The following is a 17,067-nucleotide window of genomic DNA, read 5'->3' on the forward strand; positions in this document are numbered from 1 at the left end:
CTCACGCCCCGGTCCGGGGCTTCACGACGAGTTCGGGCGCCTTCGTGACGAGCAGCCACGTCGGCAGCACCAGGACGCACAGGAGCGGCAGGACCACGACGTCGCCCACCAGTGCGACGGCCAGGAAGATCGCGATCCAGCCGTCCCGGGTCGCCGCGAGGATCACGCCGAGCGTGGCGGTCGCGACCGCGAGGGACATCGGCATCCCCGGCACCAGCGCGGCCGCGAGCAGTCCGAGCGAGACGGCGATGAAGACGGCGGGGAAGATGCGGCCGCCGCGGAACCCAGCGGAGGCCGCGACGAGGAGGGCGGCCACCTTGACGACGAGGAACAGGGCGAGCTGTTCCGGCGGGTACGCGTCGGGGTCGCTCAGCAGCTCGCCCGTCTGGTCGAGGCCCTTGAAGAGCGTCAGGGGGCCGCCGATCATGCCGAGCACGCCGAGCACCGCGCCGCCGAGCGTGGTGAAGAGGATCGGGTGGCGGAGCGCGTGGAAGGCCCGGTGGACCATGGGCAGCAGCCACGCCGCCAGGATGCCCACGCCGGCGCCGACCGCCGCGACGAGCGTCCCCGTGAGCACGTCGATCGGCTCGATCGTGCCCATCGAGGGCAGCGTGAACGCGATCGTCGGGGCGCCGAGCAGGTGCATCGTCAGCGCGCCGGTGCCGGCCGCGACGAGCGGGAGGAACAGCTTGTCCCAGAGCGCACCGCCCATCTTGATCGCGGCGACCATGCCCGTGAGCACGAGCGCGGCCGCGACGGGCGTGCCGAACAGCGCGCCGATCGTCGCCGCACTCGCGAGCATCACGATGAGCGGCTGCGGGATGCGCCCCGCGACGCGCGCGAGCGCCGACACGGCGATCGCGGCGTTCACCGCGATGATCGGGTTCTCGGGGCCGAGGCTCACGCCGCCCGCGAGCGAGAGCAGCACCGCCAGGAGCAGCCCGGGGACCACGATGAGCTTCGGCGCCGTCGCGGCGAGTTCGGTCGTCGCCGAGTCCACGCCCGCATGCCCCGGCACGAACTGGACCACGAGGCCCACCGCGGCGCCCGTGAGCGTCAGGACCGTGAAGATCCACCACGGCGTCGACGAGGATGCCCCGAACCACGCGGGCACGTCGTCCCAGATCCAGCCCTCGACCACCTCGGCCGCCCGATCCAGCAGCCAGAGCATGAGCGCGGATCCGACGCCGATGAGCAGCGCCGGGATCGCGAGGAGGACGAGTTGCCGTACGCTCGGCGCCGCCGGCGCATCCGCCTCGCTCATCGATCCCCCTCCGCCGTCCCCTGCGGGTCATCCTGCCGCACGGAACCGGCGCTGTCACCGACCGCCGCGGGCGTCACCCGGCGTCGAGCGGCCGCGCTCGCCCGAAATCCCGCGTCCCACGGGTTCCAAAACGGCGTCGCCGCGATAGTGTGCAAGCGGGGAACGAACGATCGCGGGGGACGATCTCGTCAGACGGAAGAGCTTCACAGCTCCCGCCGCTTCGCCAGTGACCCGTCGCCGCCCCCCGCGGCGGCACTCACAATCGAAGAAAGGCGCTCAATGAATTTCTGGCAGAGCTTCTGGGAGATCGTCTGGTGGACGATCTGGATCTTCGCATTCATCGCCTACTTGTGGGCGGTCATCGCGATCATCTCGGACCTCTTCCGCGACCACAAGCTGAACGGATGGCTCAAGGCCGTCTGGATCATCTTCCTGTTGTTCGCCCCGTTCATCACCGCCCTGGTGTACCTCATCGCCCGCGGCAACAGCATGGCCGAGCGCGCACAGCGCGAGGCCGTCCAGGTGCAGCAGGCGACCGACGCCTACATCCGCCAGACGGCCGGAACCACCGCCAGCCCGTCCGACGAGATCGCCAAGGCGAAGGCCCTGCTCGACTCGGGCAGCATCACGCAGGCGGAGTTCGACGTGCTCAAGACGAAGGCGCTCTCGCACGGCTGATCCGAACGGGAAGCCGCGAAACGGATGGGCGGATGCTTCGGCATCCGCCCATCCGACGTGTTCGGGGCATCCTGCGCCGTGGCCGGGCCCGCGGCAGCCCGATCAGGCCGACCCGCGCGCCCGCTCGTCGGCCGCGTGCGCGAACGTCGCGGTGCGCATCGCGCCCGAGTTCCGGAGGAACAGGATGACCCAGCTGAAGATGAGCACGCCCGCGACCAGCTCGACCGCGGTGAGGGTGTAGTAGCCGATCGCGAAGAAGACGCCGAGCACCGCGACGATCGCGACGTAGACCCAGCCCAGGATCACGAACACGCGCGGAGCCGTCGGCACGAACTTCGGCAGGCCGATCACGATCACCGCGAAGGCGATCGCCATGCCCGTGGCGACCGTGTTGTGCACCCAGAAGAAGTCGTCGACCTGGAAGATGCCGACGCACGCGAGGAAGATCCCGATGAGCACGAGCCCGAACCGCACGGAGTTGCGGTGCCGGCGCTCGAGGGCGGTGCCGGTGGGCAGCGCGGCCGTGCAGTAGCGCGCGACGATCGTGACGATCGCGCCGGCGATGACCAGCGTGAGGTTGAACGCCCGCGCGGAGACGTCGTCGCCCATGCCGAGCGCCGACAGGTTCTTCTGCCACCAGAGCGGGTCGCTCGCCGTCATCATGCTCGTGATCACGCCGACCACGAGGAACACCGCGAGCACGAGCGACAGCACCATCGGGGTGAGTCGCGCGGCCGTCAGGAAGACCACGAACATCGTGATCGCGAGCGCCGCGCCCGCGAGCACGACCGCCGGGAACGCGTACACGACCGCGCCGACGAAGCTCAGCTCGAGCACGGCCGCCAGGCCCGTCCAGGCCAGGAGCGCGATGACGCCGTGCGCGATCGCGAGCGCGGTGAAGTCGTACCAGTGCAGCCGGGCGCCCTCGACCGCCAGGCCCGGCCCGAGCTCCGCCTGCAGCGCCGCCGACGGCGACCGCAGCACGATCCGGCCGAGTCCGAACGCGACGAGCGCGAACAGGCCCCCCGTGATCGCGACGAACTGGCCGAGCGAACCCGGTCCGGAGATCGGCAGGTCGGATCCCCGGAACGCGATCGCTGCGACGACCGCACCCGCCAGGAATGCGAGCGAGCCGAGGATCAGCGCGACGGACTCGAGCGACTCCGCGTTCTCGGCGGGACGCTGCAGGATGCGGGACAGCGGTGTCGCCCTGTCCGGCGCCACGGGCTCCGGTTCGACGACGTGGGCTCGACTCATCGTTGCTCCCCTCGGCGGCCCCCCGGCCGCATCGGGTCAAGCCTGCCACGCGGCATCCGCGCGATCCATCCTGGGCGCCGCGACGCGCGGGACGCGCTCGCCGGCGGGCGGCTGCGGGACCCTCAGTGCGTCGGGTCGAGCACCTCGAGCATCGATCCCTGCACGAAGCCCGCCCATTCGTACGCGGCGCGGAGGTAGTCGTCGCGCTGCTCGTCGGCTTCGGGCGTGCCCTCCTCGCCGACGCCGACGCGCTCGGCGAGGATCAGCCGGAGATCGGTCAGGAACGTCAGCCAGCCCCAGGCCTGCGACTGGTCGAGCAGGATCTCGACGAGGCCGCGATCCCCGTCGACGGCGGTCGCGTCGCGCACCGCCTGCGCGGCCTGCCGCTTGTGGTCGACGAGGCTCTCGCGCGTGTACCGCGTGTAGTCGCGCGCGGCGGCCGCATCCTCCGGGTAGGCGCTCGGGAAGAGCCGGCCGAGCGCCGGATCGTCGTCTGCGCCGAGCAGCAGCACGGAGTCGACCTGGTCGGCGAGCTCCGACAGCAGCATCGCCTCCTCGGCCTCGAGGACCAGGCGCACGCCGTCGCCCTCGTCGCGACCGGCCACGATCACGTCTCGGCCCTCGCCACGGTCGCCTGCAGGCCGTAGCCGTGCATGGCCTGCACGTGTCGCTCCATCGCCTCCCGGTTGCCGGTCGCGACGACCGCGCGACCCTCGTGGTGGACGAGCAGCATGAGTCGCTCGGCCTCGGCCCGCGGGTAGCCGAAGTACTGCTGGAACACGTAGGTGACGTAGGTCATGAGGTTGACCGGGTCGTCCCACACGATCGCACGCCACGTCCGCTCGACGACCCGGTCGGCGACCAGGTCGGCATCCAGCAGTTCGAGCGTGTCGGTCACGCTCCCAGCCTGACACCTTCGGCCGGTCATCGCACCCCGTCAGCGACGGGTCGACACCGTGACCGTGAACTTCGGGTCCCGGGCGACCTGGCGCGTCGGCCCGACCGCGCGTTCGAGCGCAGCGCGGTACCGCAGGTGCGAGTTCCACACCGCGACCAGCCGGCCGCCGGGTGCGAGGGCTCGGCCCGCGTCGGCGAACAGGCGCTCGGCGAGGGCGGTCGTGATCGCGGCGCCCGAGTGGAACGGCGGGTTGAGCACGACGAGGTCGGATGCCCCGTCCGGCACGAGCTCGAGCCCGTCGGCGCGCTCGGCGCGGACGCGGTCGCCGACCCCGTTCGCCGCAGCGGTGAGGCGTGCCGACGCGACGGCCGCGGCGGACTGGTCGTAGGCCTCGATCGGGGCGGTCGGCAGGAGCCGGGCGAGGCACACCGCGACCACGCCGGTGCCGCAGGCGAGGTCGATCGGGCGCCGCGGCGCGGGACGGCCGTCGAGCAGTTCGGGCAGGCGGCCGACGAGGAACCGGGTGCCGATGTCGACGGATGCCCCGGCGAACGCGCCGCCGTGCGCCACGACATCGAGGTCGAGCGCGTCGTCGTGGGCGCGGCGCGGCCAGGTGATGGGGTGCGGGGCATCCGCTCGTGCCGTCTCGCCGTCGGCGACCGGCCGGATCGGCTCGCGCGCGATCAGCACGCGTGACTTCTGCCGTGCGTGGCTGATGTCGAGCCGACCGAACCGGCGCCGCAGCACGTCGTTCATGGCGGGCGTCATGTGCTTGATCCGCCCGCCGGCGAACACGACCGCCGCGGGATCCGCGTGGTCGGCGATGAGCCCGGAGACCTCGTCGAGCTGGTCGAGCGACCGCGGCAGGCGGAGCAGGACCACGCGCGCGTCGCGAACGAGTTCGGGCGCGAGCGGCAGCATGCGAACGGATGCCCCGAGCCCGAGCCGCTCGGCGTTCGCGACGATGGCCCGTTCGCCGAGGAGTGCGTCCTGGTGGACCCGGAGGTGCTCCCCGTCACGCGGCGCGCCCGCGCTCGAGAGCGCCCCGATCGCGAGGGCGCCGTGCGCGTCGCCGATGACCGCGATCCGTCCGATTGGCGTCGCGGCGACCACCTCGCGCGCCTCGTCGAGGATGAGGCGGTCGGCGGCGTCGGCGGCATCGAGGCCGGCCGCCTCGGCGTCGGCCGCGCCGCGCAGGGCGGGGAGATCCACCCCGGCACCCTACTCCCGGACGCTGGGACTCCGGGGACGTCCGACCACCGCTCCGCACCCCTCCGACCTCGCCCGGATGGGACGCTCAGGGGACTTTGCTACCCTCGGACCCGCATGACGTATCCACGCCGATCTCAGCCGGCAGGCCGGAACGGCGCGCAACCCGGGGGCGCGGCGTACGTCGGTGCTGCCCATCCGACCCGCCGGGAGGCTCGGGCCGCGGCGGCCCCGCCGGTGGCATCCGGCCGTCGGCCCTCGCGTCGCAGCACGACGCGACCGCGCTTCGCCCGCCGGTTCGCGGCGATCTTCGCGACCACCGCGGTGTTCGGCGTCGCCGCCACGCTCGCGATCGCGCCCAGCGCCCCGCCGGACGCCATCGCGATCGCGCAGGCGAAGGAAGCCGCCGACGCGCTGCTCCAGCACGTCGCCGTCGCCGGCGAGGTCCGCGTGCCGGCCGTCTCGCGCGAATCGTACGTCGCCGCGACCGGACCGGAGACCCTGATCGCGGGCGGCACGAACCACGACTGGGCCGAGCTCGTGCTCGTCGACGGCGAGTTCCCCGTGACCGACGAGAACGTGAACGTGATCCTCCGCTGGATGCGCCAGGAGAACGGCGTCGACAACTGGTGGAACCGCAACAACCCGCTGAACAACGGCAACGGGTCGGGCGGCGGATCGGGCCTCGGCAGCTACGACACGCTCGTGACCGGCGCGTACTATGCCGCCGACAGCCTGCGGCGCTACTCGTTCTACGACGGCATCGAGGCCGCGCTCGAGGCGGGCGACGACGCCAACGCGACCGCCGCCGCGATCTGGGCATCGCCCTGGGCGGGCAGCCACTACGGCAACGGCACGCACTGGTCGACCCGGCCGGTCGAGGCGATCGAGGCGCCTGCCGCAGCCTGGGGCCGCTGAGCGCGTCGCGTCAGGCTGCGGGCGGGGCCGCAGCCGGTACCGGCTGCGCGGCCGCCGCGAGTTCGTCGGCGGTCGGACGGAAGGCGTGCGCCATCCACCACGCCGAGAGCGCGCCGACCGCGACCATCACCGCGAACGCGACGAACCCGCTCGACGCGGTGAGCCCGAATCGGCCGGGCATCATCATCCCCCCGTCCGAGAAGTCGATCTGCGGGACGGCCGAGAACACCAGGCTCACGACGCCGCCCGCGAAGCCGTTGGCGAGCAGGCCGATGCCGAGGCCGCTCCAGAGCACCGCGTTCGGCCGGTGCACGCCGAAGCGCGTGAGCACGGCGTGCTCGGCGATGACCCCGCCGATGATCGCCGCGATGCCGAAGACCACGGCGATCACGACGACCGCGAGGACGACCCACCACGGCACCGCGTCGGCGAAGCGCTCGAGGTCGCGCATGCCGGCGCGACCCCACTCGCGAGCATGGTGCGCGATGAGCCCGAACGCGAGCGCGACGAACCCGACCACGGCGCCGAATGCGACCGCGCCGAGGCCCCAGGTGACGAGCGTGAGCCCGAGTCCGCCGCCGACGAGCGCACCGGTGCGGCTGCGGGGATCGAGCGGCGGGCGCGGCGGAGCCGGAGCCCACTCGGGCCGGCCCGGGACGGGCTGCGGAGCGGGGGACGCCTGCGGGAGATCGCTCATGCGACGATCTTCCTCCCGCCCGGCCCGGCCGTCGAGGGCTTGCCCTGCTCAGCGCTCCAGCGGGCGCCAGACGACGACGGCGTTCTCGCGGCGTGTGCGCGTGCCGGCCTTGATGGTCACGATCTCGCCGTGCGAACCCGCCGCGAACACGCGCCGGCCGGGCCGGTTGAGCATCTCGTCGGCGAGCGCCGCCTCGAGCTCCCGCACCCGCACGCGGAGCATCGCGACCTCGTCCTCGAGCCCGAGCACGCGCCGGATGCCCTCGAGGCTCACGCCGGCGGCGCTCAACCGCGCGACCTCGCGCAGGTGCGCGACATCCCGCATCGAATACCGACGCGACTTGCCGGCGGTCCGGCTCGGCGACACGAGCCCGAGCCGGTCGTACTGGCGCAGGGTCTGCGGATGCATCCCCGCGAGCTCGGCCGCGACCGAGATGACGAACAGCGGGCTCGTCTCGTCCATCGTCAGCCCTTCGCGCGGGCGATCAGGTCGTCGCGGGGATTCTCGTCGGGCAGGAGCGCCGCGAACTCCCGCAGCTTCTCCTGGGCATCCTTCGACAGGTGCGACGGGACCGCGACCTGCACGACCGCGAGCAGGTCGCCGGTGCCCTTCTTCGTCTCGACACCGCGGCCCTTGACCCGCAGCACTCGGCCGCTCGGGGTGCCGGGTGCGACCCGGAGCTTGACCGGGTCGCCGCCGAGCGTCGGCACCTGGATGGTCGCGCCGAGCGAGGCCTCCTCGAAGGTGACCGGCACGGTCACGCGCAGGTTCAGGCCGTCGCGCTCGAAGACCGGGTGCTTGCGCACGTGCACGGTCAGGATCAGGTCACCGGTCTGGCCGCCGTCGGGCGAAGGATGCCCCTTCCCGCGCAGGCGGATCTTCTGGCCATCGGCCACGCCGGCGGGCACGTTGACGGTGATGGGCCGCCCCTCGGCGGTCTGCAGCGTCACCTGGTCGCCGCGCGTCGCGGTGATGAAGTCGAGCGTCGTCGTCGCGGTGACATCGCGCCCGGGGGTCGGGCCGCCGAAGCCGCGGTAGCCGCCCGACGTCTGGCCGAACCGGCCGCTGCCGAACAGCCCGCCGATCAGGTCGTCGTAGTCGCCGCCGCCGCCCTGCTGGAACGTGTAGCGCTGCCCGCCCTGCTGGCCGAACATGCCGCCGAACACGTCGTCGAAGCCGCCGGCCCCTCCGCCCGGCGCCGTGAAGCGCGCCCCGCCGCCCATGGCGCGGACCGCGTCGTACTCCTTGCGCTCCTCGGGGTCGGAGAGCACCGAGTGCGCCTCGCTGATCTCCTTGAACTTCGACTCGGCCGCGGCATCCCCCGGGTTCTGGTCCGGGTGGTAGGTGCGCGCGAGCTTCCGGTACGCCTTCTTGATGTCCGCGTCGCTCGCTTCCTTGGAGACGCCGAGCACCTGGTAGAAGTCCTTGTCGAACCAGTCCTGGCTGGCCATGGGCGCCTCCTTCCTTCGAATCTACGCGGATGCCCCGGTGGTCGAGGAGCGCCGGGCGGAGTCCGACGCGTCTCGAGACCGTCGATCGCGATCTCGAGACGCGTGCGCCTTCGTCGCTCGCTCCTCGATCACCGGGTGCCGGTTCAGGCCGGGGTCTTGACGACGACCTTGGCCACGCGGACCAGGGTCGACCCGAGCGTGTAGCCCGTCTCGACGACGTCCGCCACGGTGTCGACCTCCACGTCCGGGGACGGCTGCTGGAAGATCGCCTCGTGCACCTGCGGGTCGAACACGTCGCCCGCCTCGCCGAACGGCTTCAACCCGAGCTTCTCGACCGCGCCGCGCAGCTTCGCCGCGATGGTCGTGAACGGGCTGTCCCCCTCGAGGTCGCCGTGCTTCTCGGCCCGGTCGAGGTCATCGAGCACGGGCAAGAGCACCGAGACGGCCGCACCGACCGCGCGCTCGCGCTCGACCTCGCGGTTCTGCTCGGTCCGGCGACGGTAGTTCGCGTACTCCGCGGTGACCCGCTTCAGGTCGGCGAGGTGCTCGGCCGACGGGTCCTGCACCTCGGCCTGGGCCGCGTTCAGGATGTCGTCGACGGTGAGCACGTCCTCGTCGGCGGCACCGGCGTCCCCGGGGGCGGCGTCGCCGGCCCCGCCGGGGGCGGTGGACGCCTCCTCCGGGACATCCGCCGCCTCGGCCGCGGGCTTGCGCACCTCGCCGGTCTCCGGGTCGATGCGCCGCTTGTCGCGGATGACCGGCTCGTCCCGGTCCTGGCCCTCGTTCTCGGCTGCCATCGCGGTTACTTCTTCTCGTCCTCGTCGTCCACGACCTCGGCGTCGACGACGTCCTCGTCGGACTCGTCAGCGCCGGCCTGGCCCGTCGGGTTCGCGTCCTCGCCCTCGGCCGGGGCCGAGGTCTCCGCCTGCGACTGGGCGTAGATCGCCTCGCCGAGCTTGCCCTGCGACTGCGTCAGCTTCTCGAACGCCGACTTCACCGCCTCGTCGTCCTCGCCCGCGAGCGCGGACTTCAGCGCGTCGACGTCGCCCTGGACCTCGGACTTGACGTCGGCCGGGAGCTTGTCGTCGTTGTCCTTGATGAGCTTCTCGATCGAGTAGACGAGCTGCTCGGCCTGGTTGCGGGTCTCCGCGGACTCGCGGCGCTTCTTGTCCTCCGCGGCGTGCTCCTCGGCCTCGCGGACCATCCGGTCGATGTCGTCCTTCGGCAGCGACGAGCCGCCCGTGATGGTCATCGACTGCTCCTTGCCCGTGCCCTTGTCCCTCGCGGACACGTGCACGATGCCGTTCGCGTCGATGTCGAAGGTGACCTCGATCTGCGGGATGCCCCGCGGCGCCGGCGCGATGCCGGTGAGCTCGAAGGTGCCGAGCGGCTTGTTGTCGCGGGTGAACTCGCGCTCGCCCTGGAACACCTGGATCGCGACCGACGGCTGGTTGTCGTCGGCGGTCGTGAAGGTCTCGCTCCGCTTGGTCGGGATGGCCGTGTTGCGCTCGATGAGCTTGGTCATGATGCCGCCCTTGGTCTCGATGCCGAGGCTGAGGGGGGTGACGTCGATGAGCAGCACGTCCTTGCGCTCGCCCTTGAGGACGCCGGCCTGGAGGGCGGCGCCGACGGCGACGACCTCGTCCGGGTTGACGCCCTTGTTGGGCTCCTGGCCGGTCTCCTGCTTGACGAGCTCGGAGACCGCGGGCATGCGGGTCGAGCCGCCGACGAGCACGACGTGCGCGATGTCGGAGAGCTTCACGCCCGCCTCACGGATGACGTCCTCGAAGGGCTTCTTGGTGCGGTCGAGCAGGTCGCGGGTCATGTCCTCGAACTGGGCGCGCGTGAGCTTCTCGTCGAGGTTCGCCGGGCCGTTCTCGGTGAGCGAGAGGTAGGGGAGCTGGATGTTCGTGCTCATCGAGGAGCTGAGCTCCTTCTTCGCCTGCTCGGCGGCCTCCTTGAGGCGCTGGAGGGCGATCTTGTCCTTCGAGACGTCGACGCCGGTCGACTCCTTGAAGCGCTTGATCAGCCAGTCGACGACGCGCTGGTCCCAGTCGTCGCCGCCGAGGCGGTTGTCGCCCGCGGTCGAGCGGACCTGGATGGTCGAGAAGTCGTCGTCCTTGCCCACCTCGAGGAGGGACACGTCGAACGTGCCGCCGCCGAGGTCGAAGACGAGGATGAGCTCGTCCTCCTTGCCCTTGTCGAGGCCGTACGCGAGCGCGGCCGCGGTGGGCTCGTTGATGATGCGGAGCACGTTGAGGCCCGCGATCTCGCCGGCCTCCTTCGTGGCCTGGCGCTCGGCGTCGTTGAAGTACGCCGGGACGGTGACGACGGCGTCGGTGACGGTGTCGCCGAGGTACTGCTCGGCGTCGCGCTTGAGCTTCTGGAGGATGCGCGCCGAGATCTCCTGCGGCGTGTACCGCTTGTCGTCGATCTCCTGCGTCTTCCAGTCGGTGCCCACGTGGCGCTTCACGGAGGCGATCGTGCGGTCGACGTTGGTCACGGCCTGGCGCTTGGCGGTCTCGCCGACGAGCACCTCGCCGTCCTTCGTGAACGCGACCACCGATGGGGTGGTGCGGAAGCCCTCCGCGTTCGCGATGACGACGGGCTCGCCGCCCTCGAGCACGCTCACGACGGAGTTCGTCGTACCGAGGTCGATTCCAACTGCACGTGACATGTGTTTCTCCTTCTGTACCGGACGTTCGGAGGCCGCGCGGATGCCCCGCGCCGGCGTCGTCCGGCGGTTGGCTCGGCCCTCCTGGCCCGCAGCCGAAGTCGGTGATCGTCGAGACTTGAGCCTCGACGACTCAAGTGTGCACCGGCCGCTCGGGGGTGTCAAGTCGGGTCAGTGAAACTTGAGCGTACTCGACTCAACTTACAGACGGCTTGCAGCATTCCACGGTCGGCGCGGTCGGGATCGCGGTGCGGCGACACGCCCGGCGAGGTCGACCGCGCACTAGCCTGCGGGTGTGGACGCGCGGGAGCAGGACGAGCAGGTCGTCGCCTCGGAGCTCGCCCGGTACGACCGGGAACTGCGGCGGTACCGACGCATGCGCAGCCGGATCGAGGCCGACTTCGCGCGACGGCTCGAGGCGGCCGGGTTCAAGTACTTCCACGTCTCGGCACGCGTGAAGTCCCGCGAGTCCTTCGAGCGCAAGGTGCGTCGCGCGCCCGACCGCGAGGTGCGGGACATCCTCGGCGTCCGCGTCATCGCCAACTTCGAGGGCGACCTGCCCGCGATGGAGCAGGTCGTGCGCGAGGCGCTCATCGTCGACGACGACTCCTGGGTCGACAAGGCCGAACTGCTGCCGATCGACGCGTTCGGCTACCGCTCGGTCCAGTTCGTCGGCCGCGTCCCCGAGCCGGGCCAGGAGGGCCTGCCCACCGGGTCGATCCGGACCGTCGCGCCGGGCGCGACCCCGGACGAAGCCGGCGGATCCGAGGGCGCGCACGAGCTCCCGCAGGTCGAGGTGCAGCTGCGCACCGCACTCTCGGACACGTGGTCCGAGCTCGAGCACGACCTCCGCTACAAGTCCGCGCGCCAGCTCCCGCGCGAGGTCGACCGGCTCTTCGCGCTGTCCGCGGCGCTGCTCGAGCAGGCGGACGACAACCTCGACCAGATCCGACGGCAGGTCGAGGAGGCGCGGACCGCGGGCCCCACGGCATCCGACGGCGGCGGCGAGCGCGGCTACATCGGCCGCTTCATCCAGTACGACGGCGATTCGCGCACGCTCGATCAGGTCGTCACCGCCGCGCTCGACGTCCCGTTCGGCGTCGTCACGGGCGCCGGTCGGGAACTGCGCAGCGTCGTCCGCGCGGCGGGATGGCTCCACTACGAGGCGCTCGCGGACGGGTTCGCGGAGTTCTCCGAGCTCGGGCGCCGGCTCGCGATCGCCTGTGCGACCACGACCAACGGGATCCTCCTCACCGATGCCGAGCCGCAGCGGCCCGCGCGATCGTTCCGCGGCATCGGCGTGTACTGGACCGCGCTGGCCGCCGCGCTCGTCGCCGACGCCGGGATCCGCGAGAGCCGCGTGCCCGACGGCAGGCTCGCCGAGTACCGGGTCGTCGCGACGTACCTCTACGAGCATCCGGATGCCTCGGCCCTCGAGGTCCGCCGCCGCTACGGCGCGGCCGCGGCCCCGGTCGGCACGATGGACGACGCCGACTTCCCGCCCATCCGACTCGACTGAACCCCCTGGTGGTCGAGGAGCGCCGGCGCGCAGCGACGACGCGTCTCGAGACCCCGGGAGCCGAGGCCGGGTCGCCTTGGTCTCGAGACGCGTCCGACTCCGTCGGGCGCTCCTCGACCTCCGGCCTGGCGCTACTCGACCGCCGGCGGGGTCCCCTCGCGCGCGCTCCGCCTCGACAGCAGCACCGTGAACGCGAGCGCCGCGAGCGCCGTGACGCACAGCAGCGACAGGCCGAGCGCGTAGCTGCCCGTGATCCCGTAGGTCGCGCCCATGACCAGCGGCGGGAAGTAGCCGCCGAGCCCGCCGGCCGCGCCCACGATGCCCGTGACCGTGCCGACGCGCGCCGCGGGCGCCCGCTGGGCCACCCACGTGAACACCGCTCCCGTGCCGAGGCCCAGGAACCCGGCCATGAGCACGAACGAGGTGCCGGCGAGGAGCTCGGGCGGCGGCACGAGCGCGATGACGACCGCCATCACGGCGGCGCCCGCGAGCGAGACCATGAGCACCCGCGCGGGTCCGAGCCGGTCGCTCAGCACGCCGCCGACCGGCCGCGCGATGACGGCGGCGATCGCGAAGCCCGCGGTGCGGGCCCCGGCGTCGACGAGGTCGTAGGAGTAGACCGTGTTGAGGTACGTCGGCAGGTACGTCGAGAACGCCACGAATCCGCCGAACGTCACCGCGTAGAGGAACGCCATCTGCCAGGTGACCGCGAGCTTCGACGCGGCGGCGAGCTTCGGCATGACCTTGTCGGTGTTCGGCTTCCAGGTCGGGGCATCCCGCATGAAGACCCACACGACGGCCGCGACCACGAGGAGCGCGATCGCGATGATCCAGTGCGTCGCGTCGTAGCCGAACCACTGCACGAAGCGCGGCGTGAAGAACGACGAGAGCGCGGTCCCGCCCATGCCGGCGCCGAAGAGGCCGGTGGCGAAGCCCCGGCGGGACGGGTCGTACCAGGCGTTGACGAACGGGATGCCGACGGCGAACGTCGTGCCCGCGATGCCGAGCAGGAATCCGAACGCGATGAGCAGGGCGTACGACCCGAGCTGGCCCGCCAGCATCACGAGCAGCACCGGGATCGAGGAGGACGCCGTCAGGACCGTGAACATGAGCCGGCCGCCGAAGCGGTCGGTCAGCGCGCCGGTCACGATGCGGCCCAGCGATCCGACGATGACCGGCGTCGCGACGAGCAGCGACAGCTGCGTGGCATCCAGCCCGAGCTCGTCCGCGTACCGCACGCCGAGCGGGCCGATGATGTTCCACGCCCAGAACGTGACGGTGAACGCGAGCAGGGCGAGGCCGAGGTTCCGGCCCCGGCCGACGAGCGCCGCCGGTTGCGGCGGCCCGGCGTCCGGGCGGGCCGTCTCGGATGCTCCGCTCACGATGACCTCCTCGTCGTGTTCCTGCCGGCGCCCTGCGCCGATGCGCCCCGCGCGCGATCGCGCGTGCGGTCTGGTGTGCCGATCGGCGCCCAGCCGCGCCGCCCGGAGGCGGTCGCGACCGGTCGGCGGTCGCGGGTCCGGTAGACGATGTACGGCCGGAACAGGTAGTGCACCGGTGCCGTGAACGCGTGCACGAGCCGCGTGAAGGGCCAGATCACGAACAGCGCCATCCCGATCAGGGTGTGCAGCTGGAACGCGAAGGATGCCTCGGACATGGCCTCGACGTCGGGCTGGAAGACGAACAGCGACCGGAACCAGGGCGCCACGGTGTCGCGGTAGGTGACCTCCTCGTGCGGGCCGAACACGCTGATCAGCGTGGTCGAGAGCCCCGCGAGGATCGCGGCGACGAGCACGGCGTACATGGCCTTGTCGTTCTTCGTGGTGGCCATGAACACGGGCCCGGTCGTGCGGCGCCGCCAGATCAGGATGCCCACGCCGACGAGGGTCGCGACGCCCGCGACCGACCCGAGGCCGAGCGCGGTGACGTGGTAGAGGTCCTCGCTGACGCCGAACGCCTCCGTCCACGCCTTCGGGATCACCAGCCCGATGACGTGGCCCACGATCACCACGAGGATCCCGAAGTGGAACAGCGGCGAGCCGATGCGCAGCAGCCGCGACTCGTAGAGCTGCGACGACCGCGTGGTCCAGCCGAACTGGTCGTAGCGGTACCGCCAGACGAGGCCCCCGACGAGGATCGCGACCATGACGTACGGCAGGATGCCCCAGAGCACGACGTCCCAGTTCATCGGGGTCCTCCCGTGGTCGCGAGCGGCAGCAGCCGCGGGTCGAACGGGTCGAGCCCGACCTGCTCGGTCGGCGGCCCGGCCGCGGCCATGGCCATCGCCTGCTGCCGGTCCGCGGGCGATCGCCCCGGCAGCGTCGCGCAGACCTCGGCGACGACACCGGCGTAGGCCGATCGGGCCTCCTCGAGGGCGATCCGGATGAGCTCGAGGCTCGCGCGGTACTCCTGCAGGATGGCGGCGCCCTCGTCGGGGCGGTGCCTCGCGAACTCGAGCACGAGCGGCAGGTGGTCGGGCAGCTCGCCCGTCGAGGCGAGGTCGAACCCCGCGTCCCGGTAGCGGCCCTTCAGGTCGGCGAGCACGACGCCGCGCCGGCGCGTGTCGCCGTCGGTCCAGTACGACAAGTACAGGGCGTGACGCTTCGACAGGTCGAACACGTCGACGTAGGTGCGCCGGACCTCGGCGACCGGCGTCGCCGCCCACCAGTCGAGGAGGGGCGCGAACCCGCCGGCAGCGCGCGGGGCCGACTCGGCGAGCGCGCCGCGGATGACGCCGGCGAGGCCGAGCACCTCGTCGTCGGGATAGCTCAGGCAGAGCGACGCGGCCTGGTAGACGATCGGGCGGGTCATCCTGCGCCTCCCTCCGGCGGCTCGTCGCGTTCGCGGCGCTCCGGGAACAGTCCCGAGGGCGCCCCGTTCCCGTCCCAGTTCAGGAGGTTCACGCGCCCCCGGAGCGACCCGCCGAGCGGTTCATCCGCGGTCTGGCGCTGCTTGAGCGCCTGGAACGTCTCGACCGCGACCGGCGCCGGGCGGCCGCTCGCCTCGCCGAACGGCCCGGATTCGCCGATCTCGTACGGCCCGCCGTCGAAGTCGAGCGAGCACGCGAGCTCCTCGAGCTCGTGCGCCTGCTCGTAGTGGGCCGTCGGGATCACGTACCGGTCCTCGTACTTCGCGATCGCGAGCAGCCGGTACATCTCGTAGAGCGTCGCGCCGTCCATGCCGACCGCCTGCGCGATCGACTCATCCGCCGGATTCCCGAGCGTGATGTCGCGGAGGTACGCGCGCATCGCGGCGAGCTTCCACAGGACCCCGTTCACGAGGTCGGTGTCGCCCGCGGTGAAGAGCTCGGCGAGGTACTCGACCGGGATCCGCAGCGCGTCGATCGCGCCGAAGAGGACGCCCGCCGCCTCGGCGTCGTGCCCCTGGTCGCGGAGCAGGTCGACGATCGGCGAGAGCGGCGGGATGTACCAGACCATCGGCATGGTGCGGTACTCGGGGTGCAGCGGCAGCGCGACGCGGTACTTCTTCGCGAGCGCGTAGACGGGCGAACGGCGGGCGGCGTCCATCCACTCGTCGTCGATGCCCTGCTCGCGCGCGGCCCGGATCACCTCGGGGTCGTTCGGGTCGAGCATGAGGTCGAGCTGGGCCTCGTAGAGGTCCTGCTCGTCCGGCGTCGAGGCGGCCTCGGTGACCCGGTCGGCGTCGTAGAGGAAGAGCCCGAGGTACCGGAGGCGCCCGACGCACGTCTCCGAGCACACCGTCGGCAGGCCGACCTCGAGACGCGGGTAGCAGAGCGTGCACTTCTCGGCCTTGCCGGTGCGGTGGTTGAAGTAGATCTTCTTGTACGGGCAGCCCGTGATGCACTGGCGCCAGCCGCGGCAGCGGTCCTGGTCGACGAGCACGATGCCGTCCTCGGCGCGCTTGTAGATGGCGCCGGACGGGCACGACGCCATGCACGAGGGGTTGAGGCAGTGCTCGCAGATCCTCGGCAGGTAGAACATGAACGTCTGCTCGAACTGGAACTTGATCTTCTCCTCGGACTCCTGCCGCACCTTCTGCACGATCGGGTCGAGGTGGCCGAGCTCGGATGCCCCGCCGAGGTCGTCGTCCCAGTTGGCGGACCACGTGATCTTCGTGTCCTCGCCCGTGATGAGCGACTTCGGCCGCGCGACGGGGAAGTCGTCGCCGAGCGGCGCCTCCACGAGGGTCCGGTAGTCATAGGTCCACGGCTCGTAGTAGTCCGAGAGCTGCGGCTGCACGGGCGACGAGAAGATCGTGAGCAGGCGCTTCAGCCGACTGCCGGTGCGGAGCTTCAGCCGACCCCGCTTCGTGAGGTCCCACCCCCCGCGCCACTGCTCCTGGTCCTCGTAGCGCCGCGGATACCCCTGCCCGGGCCGGGTCTCGACGTTGTTGAACCACACGTACTCGGTGCCGGCGCGGTTGGTCCACGCCTGCTTGCACGTCACCGAGCACGTGTGGCACCCGATGCACTTGTCGAGGTTCATCACCATGCCCATCTGGGCCATCACTCGCATCAGTAC

The 17,067-nt window shown here is 71.8% G+C and carries 17 protein-coding genes; 3 read left to right on the forward strand and 14 right to left on the reverse strand.

What is annotated here, in order from left to right:
• Position 1: 1 nt before the first annotated feature.
• Positions 2 to 1,264 carry an ion channel protein gene (locus ACDF64_RS03855; RefSeq protein ID WP_394553503.1) on the reverse strand — a complete coding sequence of 421 codons (1,263 nt, stop codon included), beginning with the start codon at positions 1,262 to 1,264 and terminating at the stop codon, positions 2 to 4.
• A gap of 279 nt (positions 1,265 to 1,543) precedes the next feature.
• Here ACDF64_RS03855 and ACDF64_RS03860 point away from each other — a divergent pair, with 279 nt between their 5' ends.
• Positions 1,544 to 1,942, forward strand: a complete 399-nt coding sequence (locus tag ACDF64_RS03860; RefSeq protein WP_394553504.1) for an SHOCT domain-containing protein — start codon at positions 1,544 to 1,546, stop codon at positions 1,940 to 1,942.
• Positions 1,943 to 2,044: 102 nt separating this feature from the next.
• Here the strand turns inward: ACDF64_RS03860 and ACDF64_RS03865 are convergent, their stop codons facing one another.
• From ACDF64_RS03865 to ACDF64_RS03880, 4 genes are all read right to left on the reverse strand, one after another.
• Positions 2,045 to 3,199, reverse strand: a complete 1,155-nt coding sequence (locus ACDF64_RS03865; RefSeq protein WP_394553505.1) for a hypothetical protein — start codon at positions 3,197 to 3,199, stop codon at positions 2,045 to 2,047.
• A gap of 122 nt (positions 3,200 to 3,321) precedes the next feature.
• Complete coding sequence (locus tag ACDF64_RS03870; RefSeq protein ID WP_394553507.1) at positions 3,322 to 3,804, reverse strand: DUF2017 family protein; 483 nt, start codon at positions 3,802 to 3,804, stop codon at positions 3,322 to 3,324.
• A gap of 2 nt (positions 3,805 to 3,806) precedes the next feature.
• Positions 3,807 to 4,097, reverse strand: a complete 291-nt coding sequence (gene clpS, locus ACDF64_RS03875; RefSeq protein WP_394553508.1) for an ATP-dependent Clp protease adapter ClpS — start codon at positions 4,095 to 4,097, stop codon at positions 3,807 to 3,809.
• A gap of 39 nt (positions 4,098 to 4,136) precedes the next feature.
• A complete protein-coding gene (locus ACDF64_RS03880; RefSeq protein WP_394553509.1) occupies positions 4,137 to 5,309 on the reverse strand; it encodes a class I SAM-dependent methyltransferase in 1,173 nt (390 codons plus the stop codon).
• Between the two features lie 234 nt (positions 5,310 to 5,543).
• On the opposite strand from ACDF64_RS03880, the gene ACDF64_RS03885 reads away from it, so the two are divergent.
• Positions 5,544 to 6,224, forward strand: coding sequence for a hypothetical protein (locus tag ACDF64_RS03885; protein WP_394553510.1), 681 nt, complete (start codon positions 5,544 to 5,546; stop codon positions 6,222 to 6,224).
• Positions 6,225 to 6,234: 10 nt separating this feature from the next.
• On the opposite strand, the gene ACDF64_RS03890 is transcribed toward ACDF64_RS03885, so the two are convergent.
• The 5 genes from ACDF64_RS03890 to dnaK form a co-directional block, all read right to left on the reverse strand.
• A complete protein-coding gene (locus tag ACDF64_RS03890; RefSeq protein ID WP_394553512.1) occupies positions 6,235 to 6,921 on the reverse strand; it encodes a hypothetical protein in 687 nt (228 codons plus the stop codon).
• A 48-nt stretch (positions 6,922 to 6,969) separates the two neighbouring features.
• Positions 6,970 to 7,383, reverse strand: coding sequence for a heat shock protein transcriptional repressor HspR (locus ACDF64_RS03895; RefSeq protein ID WP_394553514.1), 414 nt, complete (start codon positions 7,381 to 7,383; stop codon positions 6,970 to 6,972).
• A 2-nt stretch (positions 7,384 to 7,385) separates the two neighbouring features.
• Positions 7,386 to 8,372, reverse strand: coding sequence for a DnaJ C-terminal domain-containing protein (locus tag ACDF64_RS03900; RefSeq protein ID WP_394553516.1), 987 nt, complete (start codon positions 8,370 to 8,372; stop codon positions 7,386 to 7,388).
• 143 nt (positions 8,373 to 8,515) lie between these two features.
• Entirely contained in the window at positions 8,516 to 9,169 is a 654-nt protein-coding gene (locus ACDF64_RS03905) for a nucleotide exchange factor GrpE (RefSeq protein WP_394553518.1), read from the reverse strand.
• Positions 9,170 to 9,174: 5 nt separating this feature from the next.
• Positions 9,175 to 11,049 carry a molecular chaperone DnaK gene (dnaK, locus tag ACDF64_RS03910; protein WP_394553519.1) on the reverse strand — a complete coding sequence of 625 codons (1,875 nt, stop codon included), beginning with the start codon at positions 11,047 to 11,049 and terminating at the stop codon, positions 9,175 to 9,177.
• 292 nt (positions 11,050 to 11,341) lie between these two features.
• Here dnaK and ACDF64_RS03915 point away from each other — a divergent pair, with 292 nt between their 5' ends.
• Positions 11,342 to 12,565, forward strand: coding sequence for a GTP pyrophosphokinase family protein (locus tag ACDF64_RS03915; protein ID WP_394553520.1), 1,224 nt, complete (start codon positions 11,342 to 11,344; stop codon positions 12,563 to 12,565).
• 131 nt (positions 12,566 to 12,696) lie between these two features.
• Here ACDF64_RS03915 and ACDF64_RS03920 read toward each other — a convergent pair whose 3' ends face one another.
• The 4 genes from ACDF64_RS03920 to narH are packed head-to-tail and all read right to left on the reverse strand — an operon-like array spanning position 12,697 to position 17,061.
• Entirely contained in the window at positions 12,697 to 13,950 is a 1,254-nt protein-coding gene (locus ACDF64_RS03920; protein ID WP_394555044.1) for a nitrate/nitrite transporter, read from the reverse strand.
• Complete coding sequence (gene narI, locus ACDF64_RS03925; RefSeq protein ID WP_394553521.1) at positions 13,944 to 14,753, reverse strand: respiratory nitrate reductase subunit gamma; 810 nt, start codon at positions 14,751 to 14,753, stop codon at positions 13,944 to 13,946. The genes ACDF64_RS03920 and narI overlap by 7 nt, the downstream gene beginning before the upstream one ends.
• A complete protein-coding gene (gene narJ, locus ACDF64_RS03930; RefSeq protein ID WP_394553522.1) occupies positions 14,750 to 15,376 on the reverse strand; it encodes a nitrate reductase molybdenum cofactor assembly chaperone in 627 nt (208 codons plus the stop codon). The genes narI and narJ overlap by 4 nt, the downstream gene beginning before the upstream one ends.
• Entirely contained in the window at positions 15,373 to 17,061 is a 1,689-nt protein-coding gene (narH, locus tag ACDF64_RS03935) for a nitrate reductase subunit beta (RefSeq protein ID WP_394553523.1), read from the reverse strand. The genes narJ and narH overlap by 4 nt, the downstream gene beginning before the upstream one ends.
• Positions 17,062 to 17,067 lie beyond the last annotated feature (6 nt).

It is taken from the genome of Agromyces sp. MMS24-JH15 (genome assembly GCF_043518605.1).
Classification (GTDB): Bacteria; Actinomycetota; Actinomycetes; order Actinomycetales; family Microbacteriaceae; genus Agromyces.